The 18,495-nt window shown below is 71.8% G+C and carries 16 protein-coding genes; 10 read left to right on the top strand and 6 right to left on the bottom strand.

Annotation, left to right across the window (positions count from 1 at the left end; all coding sequences use genetic code 11):
* The first annotated feature begins 148 nt into the window (after nucleotides 1–148).
* The 4 genes from Afe05nite_RS14220 (at nucleotide 149) to Afe05nite_RS14205 (ending at nucleotide 5,100) form a co-directional block, all read left to right on the top strand.
* A complete protein-coding gene (locus Afe05nite_RS14220; RefSeq protein ID WP_203817540.1) occupies nucleotides 149–490 on the top strand; it encodes a hypothetical protein in 342 nt (113 codons plus the stop codon).
* A 141-nt stretch (nucleotides 491–631) separates the two neighbouring features.
* Nucleotides 632–3,889 carry a S8 family peptidase gene (locus Afe05nite_RS14215; protein ID WP_203817539.1) on the top strand — a complete coding sequence of 1,086 codons (3,258 nt, stop codon included), beginning with the start codon at nucleotides 632–634 and terminating at the stop codon, nucleotides 3,887–3,889.
* A gap of 109 nt (nucleotides 3,890–3,998) precedes the next feature.
* Complete coding sequence (locus Afe05nite_RS14210; RefSeq protein WP_203817538.1) at nucleotides 3,999–4,613, top strand: dihydrofolate reductase family protein; 615 nt, start codon at nucleotides 3,999–4,001, stop codon at nucleotides 4,611–4,613.
* 4 nt (nucleotides 4,614–4,617) lie between these two features.
* Nucleotides 4,618–5,100, top strand: a complete 483-nt coding sequence (locus Afe05nite_RS14205; protein ID WP_203817537.1) for a DinB family protein — start codon at nucleotides 4,618–4,620, stop codon at nucleotides 5,098–5,100.
* Nucleotides 5,101–5,370: 270 nt separating this feature from the next.
* Here Afe05nite_RS14205 and Afe05nite_RS14200 read toward each other — a convergent pair whose 3' ends face one another.
* From Afe05nite_RS14200 to Afe05nite_RS14190, 3 genes are all read right to left on the bottom strand, one after another.
* On the bottom strand, nucleotides 5,371–7,281 hold the full coding sequence (locus Afe05nite_RS14200; RefSeq protein ID WP_203817536.1) for a potassium transporter Kup: 1,911 nt from the start codon (nucleotides 7,279–7,281) through the stop codon (nucleotides 5,371–5,373).
* A 74-nt stretch (nucleotides 7,282–7,355) separates the two neighbouring features.
* Nucleotides 7,356–8,921, bottom strand: coding sequence for a M1 family metallopeptidase (locus tag Afe05nite_RS14195; RefSeq protein WP_239117811.1), 1,566 nt, complete (start codon nucleotides 8,919–8,921; stop codon nucleotides 7,356–7,358).
* 184 nt (nucleotides 8,922–9,105) lie between these two features.
* A complete protein-coding gene (locus Afe05nite_RS14190) occupies nucleotides 9,106–9,816 on the bottom strand; it encodes a (2Fe-2S)-binding protein (protein WP_239117810.1) in 711 nt (236 codons plus the stop codon).
* A 117-nt stretch (nucleotides 9,817–9,933) separates the two neighbouring features.
* Here Afe05nite_RS14190 and Afe05nite_RS14185 point away from each other — a divergent pair, with 117 nt between their 5' ends.
* The 5 genes from Afe05nite_RS14185 to Afe05nite_RS14165 all read left to right on the top strand — a co-directional run bounded on the left by Afe05nite_RS14185 (nucleotide 9,934) and on the right by Afe05nite_RS14165 (nucleotide 15,524).
* Entirely contained in the window at nucleotides 9,934–12,195 is a 2,262-nt protein-coding gene (locus Afe05nite_RS14185) for an ATP-binding protein (RefSeq protein ID WP_203817535.1), read from the top strand.
* Nucleotides 12,196–12,209: 14 nt separating this feature from the next.
* A complete protein-coding gene (locus tag Afe05nite_RS14180; protein ID WP_203817534.1) occupies nucleotides 12,210–13,025 on the top strand; it encodes a phosphotransferase in 816 nt (271 codons plus the stop codon).
* Nucleotides 13,026–13,128: 103 nt separating this feature from the next.
* Nucleotides 13,129–13,959 (top strand): DUF4184 family protein, encoded by an 831-nt coding sequence (locus tag Afe05nite_RS14175; RefSeq protein WP_203817533.1) that lies wholly within the window; start codon nucleotides 13,129–13,131, stop codon nucleotides 13,957–13,959.
* The gene (locus tag Afe05nite_RS14170) at nucleotides 13,940–14,530 is read left to right on the top strand and encodes a SigE family RNA polymerase sigma factor (protein WP_203817532.1); all 591 of its coding nucleotides are present in this window, start codon (nucleotides 13,940–13,942) and stop codon (nucleotides 14,528–14,530) included. The genes Afe05nite_RS14175 and Afe05nite_RS14170 overlap by 20 nt, the downstream gene beginning before the upstream one ends.
* Complete coding sequence (locus Afe05nite_RS14165) at nucleotides 14,454–15,524, top strand: hypothetical protein (protein WP_203817531.1); 1,071 nt, start codon at nucleotides 14,454–14,456, stop codon at nucleotides 15,522–15,524. Before Afe05nite_RS14170 ends, Afe05nite_RS14165 begins: the two co-directional genes overlap by 77 nt.
* A gap of 74 nt (nucleotides 15,525–15,598) precedes the next feature.
* Here the strand turns inward: Afe05nite_RS14165 and Afe05nite_RS14160 are convergent, their stop codons facing one another.
* From Afe05nite_RS14160 to Afe05nite_RS43745, 3 genes are read right to left on the bottom strand one after another with little or no spacing between them, the layout of a single operon-like run.
* A complete protein-coding gene (locus tag Afe05nite_RS14160) occupies nucleotides 15,599–16,672 on the bottom strand; it encodes a hypothetical protein (RefSeq protein ID WP_203817530.1) in 1,074 nt (357 codons plus the stop codon).
* Nucleotides 16,669–17,250, bottom strand: coding sequence for an RNA polymerase sigma factor (locus tag Afe05nite_RS14155; protein WP_239117809.1), 582 nt, complete (start codon nucleotides 17,248–17,250; stop codon nucleotides 16,669–16,671). Before Afe05nite_RS14155 ends, Afe05nite_RS14160 begins: the two co-directional genes overlap by 4 nt.
* Nucleotides 17,247–17,828 (bottom strand): hypothetical protein, encoded by a 582-nt coding sequence (locus Afe05nite_RS43745; protein WP_239117808.1) that lies wholly within the window; start codon nucleotides 17,826–17,828, stop codon nucleotides 17,247–17,249. Before Afe05nite_RS43745 ends, Afe05nite_RS14155 begins: the two co-directional genes overlap by 4 nt.
* 174 nt (nucleotides 17,829–18,002) lie before the next feature.
* Here Afe05nite_RS43745 and Afe05nite_RS14150 point away from each other — a divergent pair, with 174 nt between their 5' ends.
* Nucleotides 18,003–18,476 carry a nucleoside deaminase gene (locus Afe05nite_RS14150; RefSeq protein WP_203817528.1) on the top strand — a complete coding sequence of 158 codons (474 nt, stop codon included), beginning with the start codon at nucleotides 18,003–18,005 and terminating at the stop codon, nucleotides 18,474–18,476.
* The last annotated feature ends 19 nt before the right edge of the window (nucleotides 18,477–18,495 follow it).

The raw sequence follows: 18,495 nt of genomic DNA, 5'->3' as shown, positions 1-18,495 counted from the left end.
CAGAGGCCGGGTCAGCTGTCCTGCTCGAGGATCCGGCGGGCGGCTTCGAGCAGCAGCGCCGTTCTTGCCCTCGCGATGCTGGTCATCGCGGCCACCATGACGGTGCGCTGCGGCGACCGTCCGAGTTCGACACGACTGGAGACAATCCATGACCGGATACGTCGTGATCGCCGCCCTGGGCGCGCTCGTGTTCCTGGCCTCGACCGAGCTTGCCGCGGCTGCCCTTCCGATGCTCATCGTGATCGCCGCCGTCCCGCCCGAGGAACGGGAAAACCCGGCCAAGGTGCTGGCCACCTGCGACAGTCGCCGGCGCCGGTGGCCCGCCCTGCGCCTCGCTGTCCGCAACCGCCGAACCGAGGCGGCCCGTTCGCAAGCCCGCCACACCCCCGCGCCCCGAACCCAGTCGCCCTACACCCAAGCGCCCCACACCCAGGCGACCCACACCCAAGCGACCCACGCGGAAGCGGGCCGCGTCTCGACCAGCGTCTGATCGGGACCGCAGCTCAGGGGGCGGGGCGGACCGGCGGTTCGTGGAGTCGAGAGTGGACTCGACGGGGTGGAGCGGGAGTTGCGGCCATTTGCAAGGGTCTATCCGAGAGCCGGGACGGTCCCGGCCCGGGGAGGCACCCAGATGCGTCGACGAAGACTGCCCGCCGTACTGCTCGTCTCGGTCCTGGTCATCGGGGCCATGCAGGCACCGGCGGCAGCAGCACCGTCCACGACCACCGGAACGCCTGCGGACTCCACTTCGGTCGCGCTGATCACCGGTGACCGCGTCACGATTCACGGCAAGGGCGCGACCGTCCAGCCCGGACCGGGCCGCAGCAAGATCCGCTTCCTGACCCGCACCGAGGGCGAGAAGCGCTACGTCATTCCGTCGGACGCGCTCGCGCTGCTGCGGGCGGGACGGGTCGACAAGCGGCTGTTCGACCTCGACTCGCTCACCGCGCGCGGCGAAGCCGATCTGCGACTGCTCATCTCGTACCCCAGAAACAGCGCGACCGGCGCACGCAGCGCCCTCACCGCGGGTGGTGCGCGGATCACGCGCGACATCCCGCAGGTCGGCGCCCTGGCCGCGCGGGCGGACGTCGCCGAGCGGGCCCAGCTCTGGTCGTCGCTGACCGCCGGGGCGGCGAACGCGCGCTCGCTCAAGGCCGGGGTGCAGCGAATCTGGCTGGACGGGCAGCGCAAGGTCACGCTCGACCACAGCGTGCCGCAGATCGGCGCACCGACCGCGTGGCAGGCCGGTTATGACGGCACCGGCACCAAGGTGGCGATCCTCGACACCGGCATCGACGCGACCCACCCCGACGTGGCCGGGCAGATCGCCGAGACGGCCAACTTCACCACCACGCCGAGCGCCGACGACGAGGTCGGGCACGGCACCCACGTCGCCTCGATCATCGCGGGCACCGGTGCCGCGTCGGGTGGCCGTTACAAGGGGGTCGCCCCCGGCGCCAAGCTGGTCATCGGCAAGGTGTGCGAGACCGAGTTCTGTGACGACTCGGCGATCCTGGCCGGCATGGCCTGGGCGGCCGAGCGCGCACCGGTGATCAACATGAGCCTCGGCGGTGGCGACACCCCGGACATCGACCCGCTCGAGCAGGCCGTCACCGACCTGACCGCGCAGTTCAACACGCTGTTCGTGATCGCGGCCGGCAACGCGGGCCCCGGCAAGGGGTCGGTCAGCTCACCGTCCACCGCCGACGAGGCGCTCTCGGTCGGTGCCGTCGACCGCGAGGACCAGCTCGCCGACTTCTCCGGGCGCGGTCCGCGCAGCGGCGACAGCGGGCTCAAGCCGGAGATCACCGCGCCCGGCGTGGACATCGTGGCGGCCAAGGCCAAGAACGGCTTCATCGGTGACCCGGCGCCGGTCGACGGCTACGTGTCGCTGTCCGGCACCTCGATGGCCACCCCGCACGTGGCCGGTGCGGCCGCGATCCTGACCCAGGAGCACCCGGACTGGTCGTCGAAGCTGCGCAAGAACACGTTGCTGGGCTCGGCCGCGCCGACCGCCGGGGTCAACGCGTTCGACCAGGGTGCCGGCCGGGTCGACGTGGCCCGCGAGATCACTCAGACGGTGAGCGCCGACGCCGGCTCGCTCGCCTTCGGCCTGCAGATCTGGCCGCACGGCGACGACAAGCCGGTCACCAGGACCGTCACCTACCGCAACACGGGCGCGGCGGCGGTCGAGCTGACCCTCGCCCGGACCGGCTCGGCGGCGTTCAAGGTGGCCACCACGCGGCTCTCGGTGCCGGCCGGCGGGACGGCGAGCACGACGGTCACCGCCGACACGAGCCCGGCGAGCCTGTCCGACGGCCTGCTCGACGGTTACCTCACCGCCACTTCCGAGAAGGGACGGGTGGTGACGCCGCTCGGGGTCAACCGGGAGCCGGAGAGCTACGACGTCACGGTCGAGACGATCAACCCGGACGGTACGCCGAGCCTCGATCACTACGCCTCCTTCGTCAACCTCGACGAGTTCGACACCTTCGACGTGGCCCAGGCCAAGGGCACCGAGACGGTCCGCCTGCCGAAGGGCCGCTACGGCGCGTACGTCTGGATCAACAACGCCGAGGCCGAGTCGACAGCCATGCTCACCATCTCCGAGCTGGTCGTCGACAAGGCGAAGAAGGTCACCTTCGACGGCCGCACCGCCGAGCCGGTGACCGTGGTCCCGCCGCAGGCCGGCGCGGGCACTGTCCTGGCCGCGGTCAACGCCGACTGGACCCTGCCGGAGTTCAGCTTCGGCGCCAGCGCGCTCGGCCTGACGTTCGCCAGCCTGTCCGCTGCCCCGGCCACCCCGGTCTCCAAGGACTTCTTCCTGGCCAGCGTGAACGGGTCGTTCGCCGACCCGGGCGCCGACGGCGACTTCCGGAACAGCCCCTGGACCACCGACCTGGCCTACTTCAAGCCCGGCAGGATGTTCAGCGGCCTCACCCGCAAGCCGCGCCCGAGTGACCTGGCCACGGTGAAAGCCGACTACTCGGTGGCCGCCACCGGCGCCGAGGGCGCCAAGAGCAACATGGCGCAGTACACGGAGAAAAGCGGCGGCTGGTCCGCGATCGTCCCGTTCAGCCTGCCCTTCCACCGCACCGAATATCTGAGCACGGAGGCACCCTGGCGGGGTGACTTCATGCAGGAGATGCCGGCCGTCGGGGACGACTTCCCGGAGCCGATCAGCGAGCAGCTCGGCGGTCGCGAGCAACTGCGCCCCGGCCGGACCTATCACCAGGAGTGGAACACCGCGGTGTTCGGCCCGAACGTCACGCAGCCGCTCTGGGCCGGCGACTGGGTGGTCCGCCAGGGCGACCACCTCACCGCCAACCCGTCGCTGTTCGGCGACGGCGCCGGTCACCCCGGCTTCTCCACCGGCGACTCCACGTCGGCGCTCTACCGGGGCGACACGAAGCTGGGCGACGGCAACGAGTTCGACCTGCCGGCCGCCACCGCGACGTACCGGCTGGAGACCTCGGCCGCCCGGGGCGCCCCGCATCTGTTCGCCACCTCGGTGAAGGCGTCGTGGACGTTCAAGTCGGGGCACGTCGCCGGTACGGACTATCAGCGGCTACCGCTCTCGACGGTCCGTTTCAGCCCGCGTCTCGACGCCTACAACGCGGCGCCGGCGGGCCACCGCTTCGACATCCCGGTCCTCGTCGAGCACCAGCCGGGCTCCTCCGCCGGCACTGCCCGCACGGTGCGGGTCGACGTGTCGTTCGACGACGGCAAGACGTGGAAGCAGGCCTCGGTGCGCGGGTTCGGCGACCAGCGGGTGGCCACGGTCGACCACCGGCGCGGCGCCGGTTACGCCTCGCTGCGGGTCTCGGCCACCGACAGCAAGGGCAACACCGTGAACCAAACCATCATCCGGGCGTACGCGCTCCGCTGACGACCGTCGGTGCCCGGGCGGCTGACATGGTCGCCCGGGCACCGATGAGTTCGGCATGCTCAGGCGGTCCATCCTGCCGAAGACATCACGACTCGAGAGGAACACCGCCATGGCGAAGGTCATCTCCACTCTCTTCATCTCGGCCGACGGGGTGGCCGAGATCGACCCCGAATGGCACTTCCCCTACTTCGACGACAGCATGGGACGCGCCGTGGCCGAGGACTACGAGACCTCGGACGTGCTGCTGCTGGGTCGCGAGACCTATGACAGCTTCGCCGGGGCGTGGCCCGACCGGGAGGCCGCCGGCGGCGACGACGCGACCTTCGCCGGCCGGCTCGGCGACACCCGCAAGGTGGTCGCGTCACGGCAGCCGCTGGAGTTCACCTGGCGCAACTCCGAGCTCATCCAGGACGACCTGGTCAAGTCGGCCGCCGCGCTCAAGGCCGACCCGGCCGTCAAGGGCATCCTCATCCCGGGCTCGATCTCGGTGGTCCAGCAGCTGCTCGCGGCCGGCCTGATCGACGAGCTGCGCCTGCTGATCCACCCGGTCGCGGCACGCAGGGGCCGCCGGCTGTTCGACGAGGGCGACACCGCCCAGCACCTTTCGGTGCTCGCGACCGAGGCCTTCCCGACCGGCGTGCTCCGGGTGATCTACGCGCCCACCGAGGCGCCGGCGAAGGTCACCTATGCCGAGGTCGCGGACCTGACCCCGGGCAACGACTAGTCCCGTGCGCTGCGCGGAATGCGGATTCGACTACGACTCCGTCACCCCGGGCGAACTGCCCACCCGGCTGGCGGAGGCCGGCCCACGCTTTGCGGCGGCGCTGCACCCGATCACCGATCCGCGCCGCCGCCCGGCCGTCGACGTCTGGTCGCCGCTGGAATATGCCTGCCACGTCCGCGACGTGCTGCGGGTCCAGCGCCAACGGCTGGAGTTGGCGCTCCGCGCGGACGACCCACCGGTGACCCCGATGGGTCGCGACGAGTTGGCGGTCCGGGACGCCTACAACACGCAGGACCCCCAGCTCGTGCTGACCGCCCTCACCGAGGCGGCCACCACCCTGGCGCGCTCGTTCGCCGCCCTGACGCCCGCTCAGTGGACACGCACGACTCGCTACAACTGGCCGGCCGCGGCCTCGCGAACCCTCCTCTGGCTGGGCCGGCACACCATTCACGAGGTGGAGCACCACTTGCTGGACGTGACACGCTGACCGGCCGTCCGGCGGCGGTCGGTCCGGTTGTCCGCAGCCCTGGTCCGGATGTCGACGGCGCCCGCCGGCGGCTTGCGGCGGCGCTCTGCACGGCGGTAGAGCTGCTCGGTCGCGGCGTCGATATCGGTTCGCCGCCCCGCGGTACTCCCTTTCCGCGTACACGTGGGGCTTGATGCGATTCCGGGTCCGCAGCATCCGATAGGTCGTCTGCACCGCGACGGAGTCCCGGCCCGGGTCGGGACGTGGGCAAGAGGAGGTGCCGGGCCGAGGTCAGACCTCGATGTGCGAGCCCATGATGACTGTGTGGTCGCGGGGCAGGCCGAAATGCTCGGCCGCGTCGGCGGTGACGTGGGAGGTGGCGATGAACAGACGCTTGCGCCACAGGGCCATGGTGGGGGCGTCGCCGCGGCGCAGGGAGATCTTGGAGAGGAAGTACGAGGCGTTGTCGACGTCGATATGACCCTCGGTGGTGGCCGGGTCCAGCCGGCGCAGGGCGGCCGGGACGTCCTGGTTGTCGGCGTAGCCGAAGCGGATTCGGACGAACGTGATGCCGTCGTCGGCGTAGCCGAGGTCGTCCAGTTCCACCCGGTCGGCGTCGGGCACGCGCGGCACGACCTGGGTCTCGATCGAGATGATCAGGATGTGGTCGTGGCGGACCCGGTTGTGCTCGACGTTCGCGCGCATGGCCAGCGGGGCGGTTTCCATGCCCCGGTTGAGGAACACCGCGGTGCCGCTCACCCGGGCGATCCGGTCGGCGCCGGTGCGGAGCTGGTCGATGAAGTCCGGCAGCGAGCCTTCCCGGCGGCGGCGCTCGGCGGTGACGATCGAGCGGCCCTTCTGCCAGGTGGTCATGACCGTGAAGGCGATCACGCCGATCAGCAGCGGCAGCCAGGCGCCGTGCAGCAGCTTGGTCAGGTTCGCCGCGACGAAGAGCAGGTCGATCGCCACCAGGATGCCGGCGCCGGCGGCCAGCAACCACGGCGGCACCTTCCAACGCCATTGGGCGATGTAGAAGAACAGCAGCGTGGTGATGGTGATGGTGCCGGTCACCGCCATGCCGTAGGCGTAGGCGAGGGCGGCCGAGCTGCGGAAGGCGAAGACCAGGGTCAGCACCGACACCAGCAGCAGCCAGTTGATCCAGGGCACGTAGATCTGACCGATCGTCGATTCGCTGGTGTGCGTGATCCGCATCCGGGGCAGGTAGCCGAGCTGGGCCGCCTGCGAGGTCACCGAGTAGGCCCCGGTGATCACCGCTTGGGCGGCGATGACCGTGGCGCCGGTGGCGAGCAGCACCAGTGGCAGCCTGAGCCAGTCCGGGGCGAGCAGGAAGAACGGGCCACTGATGTTCGCCGGGTCGTCGAGGATCAGGGCACCCTGGCCGAGGAAGCTGAGCATGCAGGCCGGCAGGACGAGCAGCAGCCAGCCGCGGGTGATGGCGCGGCGGCCGAAGTGGCCCATGTCGGCGTAGAGCGCCTCGGCGCCGGTCACCGAGAGCACCACGGCCGCGAGGGCGAAGAAGGCGATGCCGAAGTGGCCGGCCAGGAATCCGACGGCGTACGTGGGTGAGAGCGCTTTGAGGATGGCCGGCTCGCGGACGACGCCGCCGACGCCGAGAGCCCCGACCGCGCCGAACCACAGGATCATCACCGGGCCGAAGATCTTGCCGACGGTCGCGGTTCCGTGCTTCTGCACCAGGAACAGCACCACGATGATGACCGCGGTGATCGGGACGACCGCTTCGCCGAGCGACGGCTCGACGAGCTTGAGGCCCTCGACGGCGGAGAGCACCGAGATGGCCGGGGTGATCATGCTGTCGCCGAAGAACAGGGCGGCGCCGAAGATGCCGAGCGCGGCCAGCCAGAGGCCCCGCCGGCGGCCGTGCGCGGCGCCCCACTGCCGGATCAGCGTGATCAGGGCCATCACGCCGCCCTCGCCGTCGTTGTCGGCGCGCATGGCGAGCAGGACGTAGCTGACCGTAACGATGATCATGACGGACCAGAAGATCAGTGAGACGACGCCGTAGACGTTCGCCGTGCTGACCGGCACCGGGTGCGGGTCGTCCGGGTTGAAGACGGTCTGCAGCGTGTAGATCGGGCTGGTGCCGATGTCGCCGAAGACCACACCGAGCGCGCCGACCACGACCGCGAGCCGCACGGTGTCGTGCGGGCTGGGATGCGCCACGGCTCCTCCTCGGCCCGTAATGTCCGCTCTGAGACATTACGGGCCGAGAGGTCAGCCGGGTCGCGAAATGGCGGTTACCGGTGCTGCCGGGCGCTCGGCGCGGAAAGCGTCGCGGGCTCGGCCGGAACCGGGGCCGGCCACGGCTTGACGGTCCAGTCGGGGTGGCCCGGCATCGGCGGGGTCTTGGTGCCGTAGAGCCAGTCGGTCAGGAACGCCGTCAGGTTCTGCCCGGACACCCGCGACGCCAGCCGGATGAAGTCGCCGGTCGAGGCCGACTTGCCTGCGTAGCGGCGCACCCACTCGCGCTCGATCTGCTGGAACTTGACCGCCCCGACCTTCTGCTGCAGCGCGTAGAGCACGAGCGCGCCACCGTCGTAGACGTTCGGGTTGAAGACGTCCCAGATCACATCGGCCTTCAGCGGCTGGGCGGTCGGGCCGAAGCGGGCGCGCCGCTCGTCGCCACGGGCGTAGATGCCCTTGTAGACCTCGTCGAGGGTGTCCTCGCCGGCGTAGTCCTTGAGCCGGCCGGTCTCGTACGCGTAGAGGTATTCGTACCAGGTGGCGTGGCCCTCGTTCTGCCACACGTCACTCCACTCCCACGGCGCGACGCTGTCGCCGAACCACTGGTGCGCGAGCTCGTGCGCGGCGACCGGGTCGAGAACGTAGGCGGGCAGGCTGTACCACGACGTGTCGAACAGCGACAGGGTCTGGGTCTCGAGGGCGAAGCCGAGGTTGCCGTCGATGACCAGGGTGCCGTAGTTCTCGAACGGGTATTTCCCGACCTTGCCCTGCAGCCACGGGATCTCGTTCATCTCGTCGGCCGCTTTGGGCAGCAGGTCGTCGGCGAGCCGGCGGGGCACCACGTCCCGCACCGGTACGCCGCCGGCCCGCCCGCGGTTGTAGGTGATGAAGTCGCCGACCGCGACCTGGATCAGCTCGCTGGCCATCGGGTGGGTCTCGCGGTAGACCGAGACCACCTTGTCGCCGCTCTGCCGGCGGCTGACCTGGATGCCGTTGGCAGTGCCGGTCCAGCCGACCGGATTGGTGATCCGGATGGTGTAGGTGGCCTTGTCGCGCGGGTGGTCGTTGCTCGGGTAGAGGTTGTGCGTCTCGTCCGGCTGACCGGCCACGATAGTGCCGTCCGGGGTCTTCACGAAGCCGGCCGGCGAGTCGGCGTTGGGCTCGATCGGGGTGGCCTTGAAGCCGGAGACCCGCACCGTGAACTTGCGGTCGGCCGGCAGGGCGCGCTGGGGCGTGATGATCAACTCGTCGCCCGAGCGGGTGAAGGCGGCCGCCTTGCCGTTCACCGTGACCGCACCGACGGCGTCGCCGCCGAAGTCCAGGTCGAAGCGGGAAAGCCACTGCGTGGCGACGGCCGTGATGGTCACGTCGCCGATCACCTGCTGACCCGGGTCCTTCTGCGGATAGGTGAGCGAGAGGTCGTAGTTCTGTACGTCGTAGCCCCCGTTGCCGAGCAGCGGGTACAACCGGTCGCCCAGCCCGGCCGCGCCGGGAGTCGGACGGTGTCCCGACGCGGACGCCGGGCCGGCTGTGATCACCACGACACCGGTGAGCGAGAGGACCGTTGCCGATCCAAGCGCCACCAGGCGTGTTGGGACATTACCCAAATCAGCTCTCATGGCGGCCGAGCGTAACAATATATCTAGATCCTTTAGTACCGCTTTTCGACTTCGCCACAGAAACGATGAGAGGGCGGCGCCCCCCACCCACTGAGCCTCCCCCTCTGGTTCAGTGCGGCACCGCCCCCGGCCCACTCAGGGTCCCCCGGCGCGGGCACCCCGGCCAGGACCTTCATCGGCACTTTCACCCGCCACGCCGATGGAGGATGCAGTCCCCGCAGGTGGCGCCGCCCGGGATGCGGTAGTAGAGGCAGCAGTTGTTCCTGGTCAGCGCGCCGCCGTCAAGGGTGCCGGTGCCGGCCAGCGGCGGCCCCGCGAGCACGCCCTCGACCAGGGCGTACGCCCGTGCACCCGCCGCCGGGTCGGCCCTTCGGATCATGGCGGCGGCGCCGGCCAGGGCGGAACTGACGTTACCCCACAGCACCTGCGGGGACAGCCGGAAGCGGGCCCGGCAGGCGAGCAGGACAGGTTCGAGGACGGCCTCGACGGCGATCTCCCGCAGGGCCTCCGGGGAGGCGGGAACGGTCGCGCTGAGCCCGGCGTACGCCACCGGGAGCGGACCGGCGGGCACGGGCCGCCACCACAACGTGGTCCGCCCGGCCACCGGCACGACACCGGTGAGCACGGCCGCACCGAGCAGTGGGGAGAGCACGCGGGCGGCGTACCCGAGGAAGGCGACGGAGGCGACCACACGTTCCTCGACGGCGTCCTCGGGGAGACCGCCCATGGTGGCGAGGGCGCGGCGGGCGACGGCGACGCGGGCGGCGAGGACGGTCCCGTCCGTCAGGTCGGACCACCGCCGCCAGCCGGACAGGTCGCCGGCGGCCTCCCACCCGAAGTAGGGACCCAGCGTGGCCGCCCGGGCCAGCGCCTCCCGCGCCGCGACTTCACTCACCTGTCGAGATTAGTGGACGCCGATCGGAACTTGATCGGAACTTTCCCGCCTATGCGGGCGTGCGGGCACCTGAGACGATCGTCCGGGATCGATGGCGAAACTTCCGGGGGGAGCTCCGTGTTCGGTGACCTTGTGCGCGCTCACCGCCGGCGGCTCGGCATGACCCAGGAGGAGCTGGCCGAACGGGCCGGGGTGAGCGTTCGCAGCGTCGGCAAGTGGGAGGCCGGCAAGGTCGCCGCCCCGCGGTCGTCCACGATGCGCCTGCTCGCCGACGCGTTCCGGCTCGAGGGCGCCGACCGGGAGCGGTTACTGGGGTCGGCCACCGAACCGGTGCGCGGCACCGAGATCACCCCGGCCCAGCTGCCGTCCGACCCGGCCGGGTTCACCGGGCGTGACCGGGAGCTGGGCCGGCTCGACGCGTTGCTGGCCGGCCCGCCCGACCGGGCCGCGCGCGGCGTGATCATCTCGGCGGTCTCGGGCACGGCCGGCGTCGGCAAGACCACCCTGGCCATCCGGTGGGCGCACCGGGTGCGCGACCGTTTCCCGGACGGCCAGCTCTACGTGAACCTGCGCGGCTTCGGGCCGGTCGGCCCGCCGGTGCCGCCCGGCGAGGCCCTGCGCGGGCTGCTCGACGGTCTCGGGGTGACGCCGCAGCGCATCCCGGCCGACCTCGAGGCGCGCGCCGCGCTCTATCGCAGCGTGCTGGCCGGGCAGCGGCTGCTGATCCTGCTCGACAACGCGGGTGACGCCGAGCAGGTCCGCCCGCTGCTGCCGGGGGTGCCGGGCTGCGTCGTGATCGTCACCAGCCGCGACCGGCTGGCCGGCCTGACCGTCGCCGACGGCGCCCAGATGCTGCTGCTCGACGTGCTCGACACCGGCTCGGCCCGGGACCTGCTGGCCCGGCGCATCGGTGCCGGCCGGGTGGCCCGGGAGCCGGACGCCGTCGACGACCTGGTCCGCTCGTGTGCCCGGCTGCCGCTGGCGCTCGCCATCGTGGCCGCGCGCGCCGCCGCCAACCCCGGATTCCCGCTCACCGCACTGGCCGCCGAGCTGCGCGACGCCCGGTCGCGGCTGGACGTGCTCACCGGCCCGGACCCGGCCACCGACGTACGCGGCGTGTTCTCCTGGTCCTATCGCAAGCTCGGCCCCGACGCCGCGCGACTCTTCCGCCTGTTCGCCCTGCACGTCACGCCGGTGGTCGGCGCGGCCGCGCTGACCGGCCTGGCCGGTCTGGCGGCTCGGCGGGTGCGCACGGCGCTGCGGGAGCTGGTCGCCGCCAACCTCGTGTCGGAGCAGTTGCCCGGCCGCTTCGGCTGTCACGATCTGCTCCGCGACTACGCCCGGGACCTGGCCGAGGAGATCGACTCGCGCCGCGACCGGGCGGCCGCGACCCGCCGGATGATCGACCACTACCTGCACACGGCCCTCGCCGCCGACCAGTGCCTGAAGAGCGACCGCAGCCTGAGCAACCGGCGCCCGACCGAGATGGCCGAGGGCGCCGCACCCGAGTCGTTCGGCGACGGCGCCCGGTCGATGGCCTGGTTCGCCGCCGAGCAACCGGCCCTGCGCGCCGCCGCCGACCTCGCCGTCGCCGCCGGCCTCGACGTGACGGCCTGGTGGATGGCCTGGGCGGTGCTCACCTATCTGGAGCGGCGCTGGGACAAGCGGAACTGGACGCACTGGCAGATGATCGCGATCGCGGCCGCCGAACGTGCCGGCGACGTGCTGCTGCAGGCGGTGTCGCACTACAACGTCGGGTTCGCGCTCGCCGGCCTCGGCGACCTCGACCGGGCCCGCTCGCACCTGACCACGGCGCTCGCCCTCTACCGCCGGCTCGGCAACCGGAGCGGGATGGCCGACGCGCACCTCAACCTGGGCATCGTGGCCCGGCGCGAGGCCCGCTACTCGGACGCGCTGGAGGAGGGTGGCCACGCGCTCGAACTGGCCCGGCAGGCCGGCGACCGGGTCGGCGAGGCCCGCGCCATGAACAACATCGGCTGGTGTCACCTCACCATGGGTGACTACCGGGAAGCCCTCGACTACTGCCGGCGAGCGGTCCGGTTGCACGAGGCGGCGGGCAACCGGATGGGTGCCGCCCACTCGTGGGACAGTGTCGGCATGGCCCACTTCAGGCTCGGTGAGCCGGCCCAGGCGGCGTCCTGCTACCGGCGCGCGGCGTCGATCTTCCGCGACGAGAACGACCAGCAGTACCAGGCGATCGCGCTGTCCCACCTGGGCGACACCGAGGAGGCGGCGGGCCGGCACCGCTCCGCCCGCGACGCGTGGCGCAACGCCCTGGCCATCCTCACCGAGCTCGACCACCCGGACGCCGACGAGGTGCGGGCCAAGCTGGCGACCGGCCAGGCGGCCCGGCGATGAGGTGGGCGGAGTCGGTGACCGGGCGCAAGGTCGTGTCGTCCCGGCTGCTCAGCGGCGGCTACAGCAACGAGAACACCCTGCTCGAGATGAGCGACGGCGGCCGGCTGGTCCTGCGGCGCTATCTCGGGAAGAACCGCTGCGCGGTCGAGACGGCGCTGGCCACCCGGCTGCGCGGAATCGTGCCGGTGCCCGAGGTGGTGGCCGCCTCCCCCGCGGACGGGCTGCTGCTGTCCATGTTCGTCGAGGGCGGCCCGGTGACCGCCGACGCCGGTCGGTCGGTCGGCGAGACACTCGCCCGGATCGGCTCGGTGTCCTTCGGACAGCCCGGCTTCTTCGGCGACGAGACCCTCACCCCCGACGGCTTCGAACCGATCGGCGGCCTCGACGCGTTCGTCGAACGCTGTCTGCGCGAGGGCAACGCCGCCGGGCACCTGACCCCCGCGGAGCAGAAAGCCCTTCTCCGGTACGCCACCCAGGTCACGCCCGAACTGGACGCGCTGCGGGGCAGCGACCGACTGGTGCACGCCGACTACAACCCGAAGAACATGCTCGCCGCAGCCGGCACGATCGTGGCGGTGCTTGACTGGGAGTTCGCGTTCAGCAGCTCGCCGCTCTTCGACGTCGCCAACCTGATGCGTGACCCCCGCCCGCCCGGCTTCACCGACGACTTCCTGCGCGGCTTCCGGGACGGCGGCGGCGTGCTGCCGGCCAACTGGAGAAGCCTCAGCGCGGCCCTGGACCTCTATTCGCTCGCCGACTTCCTGACCCGCCCGGTGGAGCACCGCTACTTCGGCAAGGCGGTCACGAAGATCCGCGAGTTGGTGCGGTGACCGCACCACCTACGACGGCAGCACCGGCCGCATCGGGGTCGGCTCCGCGCAGTTAGCTTCTTCGTGGACGGTGGGCCCGCCCGCCGGCCGGACCGATGCGGGGGTGGAGGTGCCGTTCACCGGAAGTCACCCGGCCGCGGTGCTGCCGCTGCTCCGGCCGCTGCGCCGCCTCGGGGTTCCGCCCGCGGCGCTCGTCGTCGGCAGCCTCGCGCCCGACCTGCCGTTCTTCGTGACGGTCACTTCACTCACCGCACTGACCCACTCGACGGCCGGCGTGGGGACGATCGACCTGGTCATCGGAGCTGTCGCGTACGCCGGGTGGCAGCTGGTCGGTCGACCCGCGCTCGGGGTGCTGCTCCCCGGGCGGCCCGCGCCGGTCACCGGATCCCCGGCGGGCGGCCGGGGCGCCGCTTGGTGGCGGCGCGCCCTCGCCGTCGCGCTCGGCCTGGTGGTCGGCGCCGGCACGCACCTGATCTGGGACAGCTTCACCCACGCCGGGATGTGGGGCGTCCGCCGGGTGCCGTGGTTGGCGGAGTCCTTCGGCCCGCTCCCGGGCTACGAGTGGGCGCAGTACGCGAGCAGCCTCGCCGGCCTGTCCGTACTGGCCGTCCGGTGCGCCCCCGGATCCTCGGCGACCTGGTCCCGGCGTACGTACCGGGCGTGGGCGTTCGTCATCGGGGCGGCCCTGACCGGCGCCGCGCTCGGGGTGTGGGCCGGCCTCGGTGGCGAGCCCGACCCGATCCGGGGCGGACTGTTCCTGACCGCCACCCGAGGCGGGCTCGCCGGTTTGCTCGCGGTCGCGATGATCGGGGCGAAGGTCGCACTCGGCGGCGGTACGGAGAAAAACGTCTCGGCGTGCAACCTCCCGGCGGGTTCGGCTCCTCTGACTGGCGACAACGGAGGGGGCTTGCCTGGTGGAGGCGGGAGACAATGACGGCTTTCGCGAGTTCGTCCGGGTCCGGTTCGAGTCGCTTCGGGCGCTGGCGTTCCTGACCTGCGGGGACTGGCAGGCCGCCGAGGACGCCGTGGCCGGCACGCTGGCCCGGCTCTATCTGCGGTGGGATCGGGTCGCCTCACCGGAGGCGTACGCGCGCACCATGGTGGTCCGCGCGGCCATCGGCGAGAAACGACGGCCCTGGCGGCGGGAGCGGTCGGCCGGCGACCTGCTTCCGGACGTGCTCGGTCCGGATCCGGCCGCCGACGTCGACGAGCGGCTGCGGATGCGGGCCGCCCTGGCGAAAGTGCCGCCCCGGCAACGCGCCGTCCTGGTGCTGCGGTTCCTCGAGGGCCTCAGCGTCGAGGAGACGGCCGAGGTCCTGGGCTGCCGCGCCGGAACCGTGAAAAGTCAATGTTCGCGTGGGCTGGACACGCTGCGCACGGTGCTGGCGGCCGAAGACATCATCATCACTGATCCGGAAGGTAACGATCATGGTCTATCACGTCCGCGACGTGCTGGAATCAACCCGACGGACGCCGTCACCGCCGGCCCGCACCAGTACCGATGACATCATCGCCCGAGCCCGGGGGATCCGCCGGCGCCGGACGGCCGCGGCCGGTGGGGCCGCCGTCGCCGTGGCGGTCGCCGCCCTCGGCGTCGGGCTCGCGAACCGGCCCGGCGGCACCGAGATCCTGACCGCCGCGCCGGTGGCCGGCAACACCGCCTTCCGCACCGGCTACGGCGAGTACCGCACCGGACCCAACCGGATCGGCCCGGTCGGGCAGATCACCACCGGCTACCAGGAACTGCCGGTCTATCGGGACGGGCTGACCTGGCAGGACGACCAGGGGCAGGCCTATCCGTTGACGGACGGGGCGATCCGGTTCTACCGGCCCGGCGTCTTCGACCCGGCCACGCTGGGGGCGGACGAGGGGGGCGCGACCTTCGGTCCCGATTTCACCGCCGAGGTCGGCGGGGTGCGGGGCTTCGGGCGCATCATGACGTACGCGGATCGGAGCGGCCAGTATCACCGGACCGCCCTGGCCTGGCAGTACGAGCCGGACGCGTGGGCCACCTACGTGCCGCGGGCGTGGAAGACGACGGCCTCCACCGAGGACGCGCTCCGCATCGCCGGCGCGGTCTCGCCGACCGGGACGACGCGGCCGGTCAAGGTGCCCTACACGATGGCGTTCGTGCCCGCGGGCTGGCAGACGGTGGCGGTCGAGGAGGCCACCACCGAGTACAGCAACGTGGTCTCGCACGTCTTCATGCACGCCGGACCGCTCACCGGCGCCGCCCGGGGCGCGACGGTCGACCTGCGCATGGACGGCATCGAGATCCTGGTGATGCGGGGCAAGCCCAAGAACCGGCCGGTCGGCGACAAGGACGGCCTGTCCTGCTCATCGGTGACCGCGGCCTGCACGCTCGTCAAGGGCGACTACTTACTCGAGGTGAACGGCCGGTCGAGCGGCCTGTCGACGGCGACGGTGCGCAAGATGGTCACCGAGATGAAGCCGGCCGATTTCACCGACCACGCCACCTGGCAGTCCGTGGGTCAGTGAGCAAACCGGCGGCGGCCCTGGTCCCCGGGCCGCCGCCGGTCCCCGGTCACGGGCAGCCGATCACCGGCAGCCGATCACCGGCAGCCGAGGCTCTGCCGGTAGTGGGACGGGTCGGCGCCGTCGGCCATCTTGTCGCCGATCTCCCAGACCGCTTCCGGCCAGTCGCCCTCGGCGTTCATGTCGTTGAGCACCTTCCACTTGTGACTGCTGGACATCGCCTGCGACGCCCGCTTCTGCGCGGCGAAGTCACCGGCCTTCTTGGCGCGCTCCCACTCGTCGAGCCAGCCGCAGCCGACCAGGCCGGTCACGTTGGCGCCGAACTGGTAGGGGTCGTTGGTGCCGAACCTGCCGACCGCGGACTTGTCGAAGCCCGGCGGCAGCGGAACGTCGGCCAGGATCTTGTCGGCGGCGGCGCCGGCCTCGGCCGGGGTGACGATCTCGGCCGGCAGCGCGTCGAGCCAGGTCGGCACGTCGGCCTCGACGATGTGCGAGACGGTCCTGTCGAAGTCGGCCCGCTTCCAGTCGCCGTCGGTGCGCAGCTCGACGAACGTACCGTTGCTGGGCTCCAGCATGATCGCCCAGTCGTGCTCGGAGTAGGTGACCAGGCTTCCCGGCCGGCCCGCGACGGTGGCCTTCTCCCGGGCGCTGACCTCGCTGCGGTCCCGGTAGTAGTCGTCGTACCGGGCCGCCTCGTACCAGTTCATCTCCAGCTTGTGGGTGCCCTTGGTGAAGCCGATGGTGCCGGACTTCTCGGCGAAGCCGTAGACCGTGGTGGCCTTCCAGCCGGGTTCGTCGATGAGCAGGCGCGGGTTCTCCTCGGCGGCCTGGAGCACGAACGCCGAGTAGGTGCGGGGGCCGGCCGCCGCGGGGGCCGCCCCGGTGGTCGACGGTGCCTGGGGAAGTGCCTGGTGCGGCGGGGCCGGCTGGTGGCGGCGGGCCACGGCGGCGACGCCCAGGATGGCCACCAGGACCGCGGCGGCGGCTGCGGCGGTGACGAGCCGCCGGGTCATGGCGCGTCTCGATGGTGCTGGCGCGGAAGACATGATCTCCTCGAGGAGGGTCTGCGCCGCCCCGTCGAGTCGCCCGATGACCTCGGTGCGGTACGGGTCGGCGGCGCGGACCACTCGGTCCAGCTGTTCGTCGGTCATCTGCCCTCCTCCGGGACGGGTGCGGTCAGGACGTCGAATACATGTCCGGGCGGCCCGGGATCGTCACCGAGCAGTTCCCGCAGCCGCGCCCGTGCCCGGGACAGCCGGGTGCGGACCACCGCCGAACTGACCTCGAGCACCGTCGCCGCCTCCCGCGGTTCCAGCCCCTCCCACACGGTGAGCATCAGCACCTCCCGGTCGAGCGGACCGAGACTCGCCATGGCGGCCCGCACGGTCAGCCGGTCGGACACCGTACTGCCGGGATCGGGGGCGGTGGGCGCGGTGAGGCGCTGCCGCAGGCGTACCCCCAGGCGCTCCCGCCGCACCCCACCGCGCAGATGGTTGGAAAGCACCCGCCGGGCCACCCCGTAGAGCCAGAGGCGCGCCTCGGCGCCGGCCGGGATCTCGTGCTGTCGCCGCCAGGCGACGAGGAAGGTCTCCGCGACCACGTCGGCCGCGTCGGCCGGCTGCTCGACCCGCCGGGTGGCATAGGCGAGCAGCGGCTCGAAGTTGCCGGCGTAAATCTGCCGGAAGCGGTCCTCGTCATCGGTCGCGGAGTTCTCGGTCGCGGAGCTCACGTCCCGTCCATGTCCGGCATCGCCCTGATCGTGACCGGCTGCTTCCGGTTGGCCAGTTTGCGAGCCGCCGTCAACGCAATGGTGTGCATGGCGTGCAAGCCGACGTCGGCCACGCCGACCGCCATCACCACGACGGTCGATCGACCGGCGGCGAAGACGACGAGCCGGGTCCGGGTGGGCGGGACGGTCGCTGTCTTGACGAGTACGCCGGAAGCCCGCACCCCCAGATCGGGAACGCTCATCCGTTCGACGGACAGGGCCAGCTCGCCGAGTCGCACGACGGGGCATCTCCGCGGGGCGGCGGCGACGTCCGCGACGAGCGAGCGCGCCTTCGCCGGACCGTCGCCGAGCACGATCTCGTAGAGCAGGATCCCGCTCCGCTTGTCGAAGAACGACGCGTACGAGCTGATCGCCGGCCGGTTGACCACGCTGCCGACCGCCACCGGGTCGACGCAGACATCGGGGTCCGGCTCCCCCGGCCGCACGACTCCGCTCCAGTCGTCCGCGGACTCGTAGCCCGGCGGCAGATCCGCGACGGAGAGCAGAGCCGGCTCGGGCCGGCCGACCGCCGATGTCATGGAGGCCGCTGACGCTCCGGGGGCCGGCGCCACGAATGCGGCGGCGACGGCGTACACCAGTAGGATTTTTGGTAGTTTTATGGGCATTTGCCCACGCTAGCCCGCAGCCGAATTGTCCCGACCCGGTTTTCGCGGCGCTCACCTAGGCTGTTGATCAGCGGAGAGGGGTGCCGGATGGCGATCACGGAAGCGGACCAGGGCTATCTGGAGCGGGCGGTGGAGCTCGCCTGGGAGGCGCGCGAACGGGGCAACCATCCGTTCGGCTCGCTGCTGGTCACGGCGGAGGGCACGATCCTCGAGGCGCGCAACACGGTGGTGACCGACGCCGACCCGACCGGCCACGCCGAGACCAACCTGGTGCGCCTCGCCGGCTCCCTCGACCACCCGACGCTCGGCGGCAGCACGCTCTACACGAGCACCGAGCCGTGCGCGATGTGCGCGGGCGCGATCTACTGGTCCGGCATCGGCCGGGTCGTGTTCGCTCTGTCCGAGTCGGAGCTGGCCACCATGGTCGAGGAGGAAGAGGGCGTCCCCCCGCTGCGTCTGCCCTGCCGGGAGGTCTTCGCCCGGGGTGGCCGCGACATCGCCGTCGACGGCCCGGTCCCGCTCCTCGGCGCGACGAAGGTCCACGAGGGCTTCTGGGAGTGATCCCGGCGGGACGCCGCGG

The sequence above is a fragment of the Paractinoplanes ferrugineus genome, from assembly GCF_016862195.1.
In the GTDB taxonomy this organism is placed as follows: domain Bacteria; phylum Actinomycetota; class Actinomycetes; order Mycobacteriales; family Micromonosporaceae; genus Actinoplanes; species Actinoplanes ferrugineus.
This window is presented reverse-complemented; position numbering and strand designations above follow the sequence as displayed.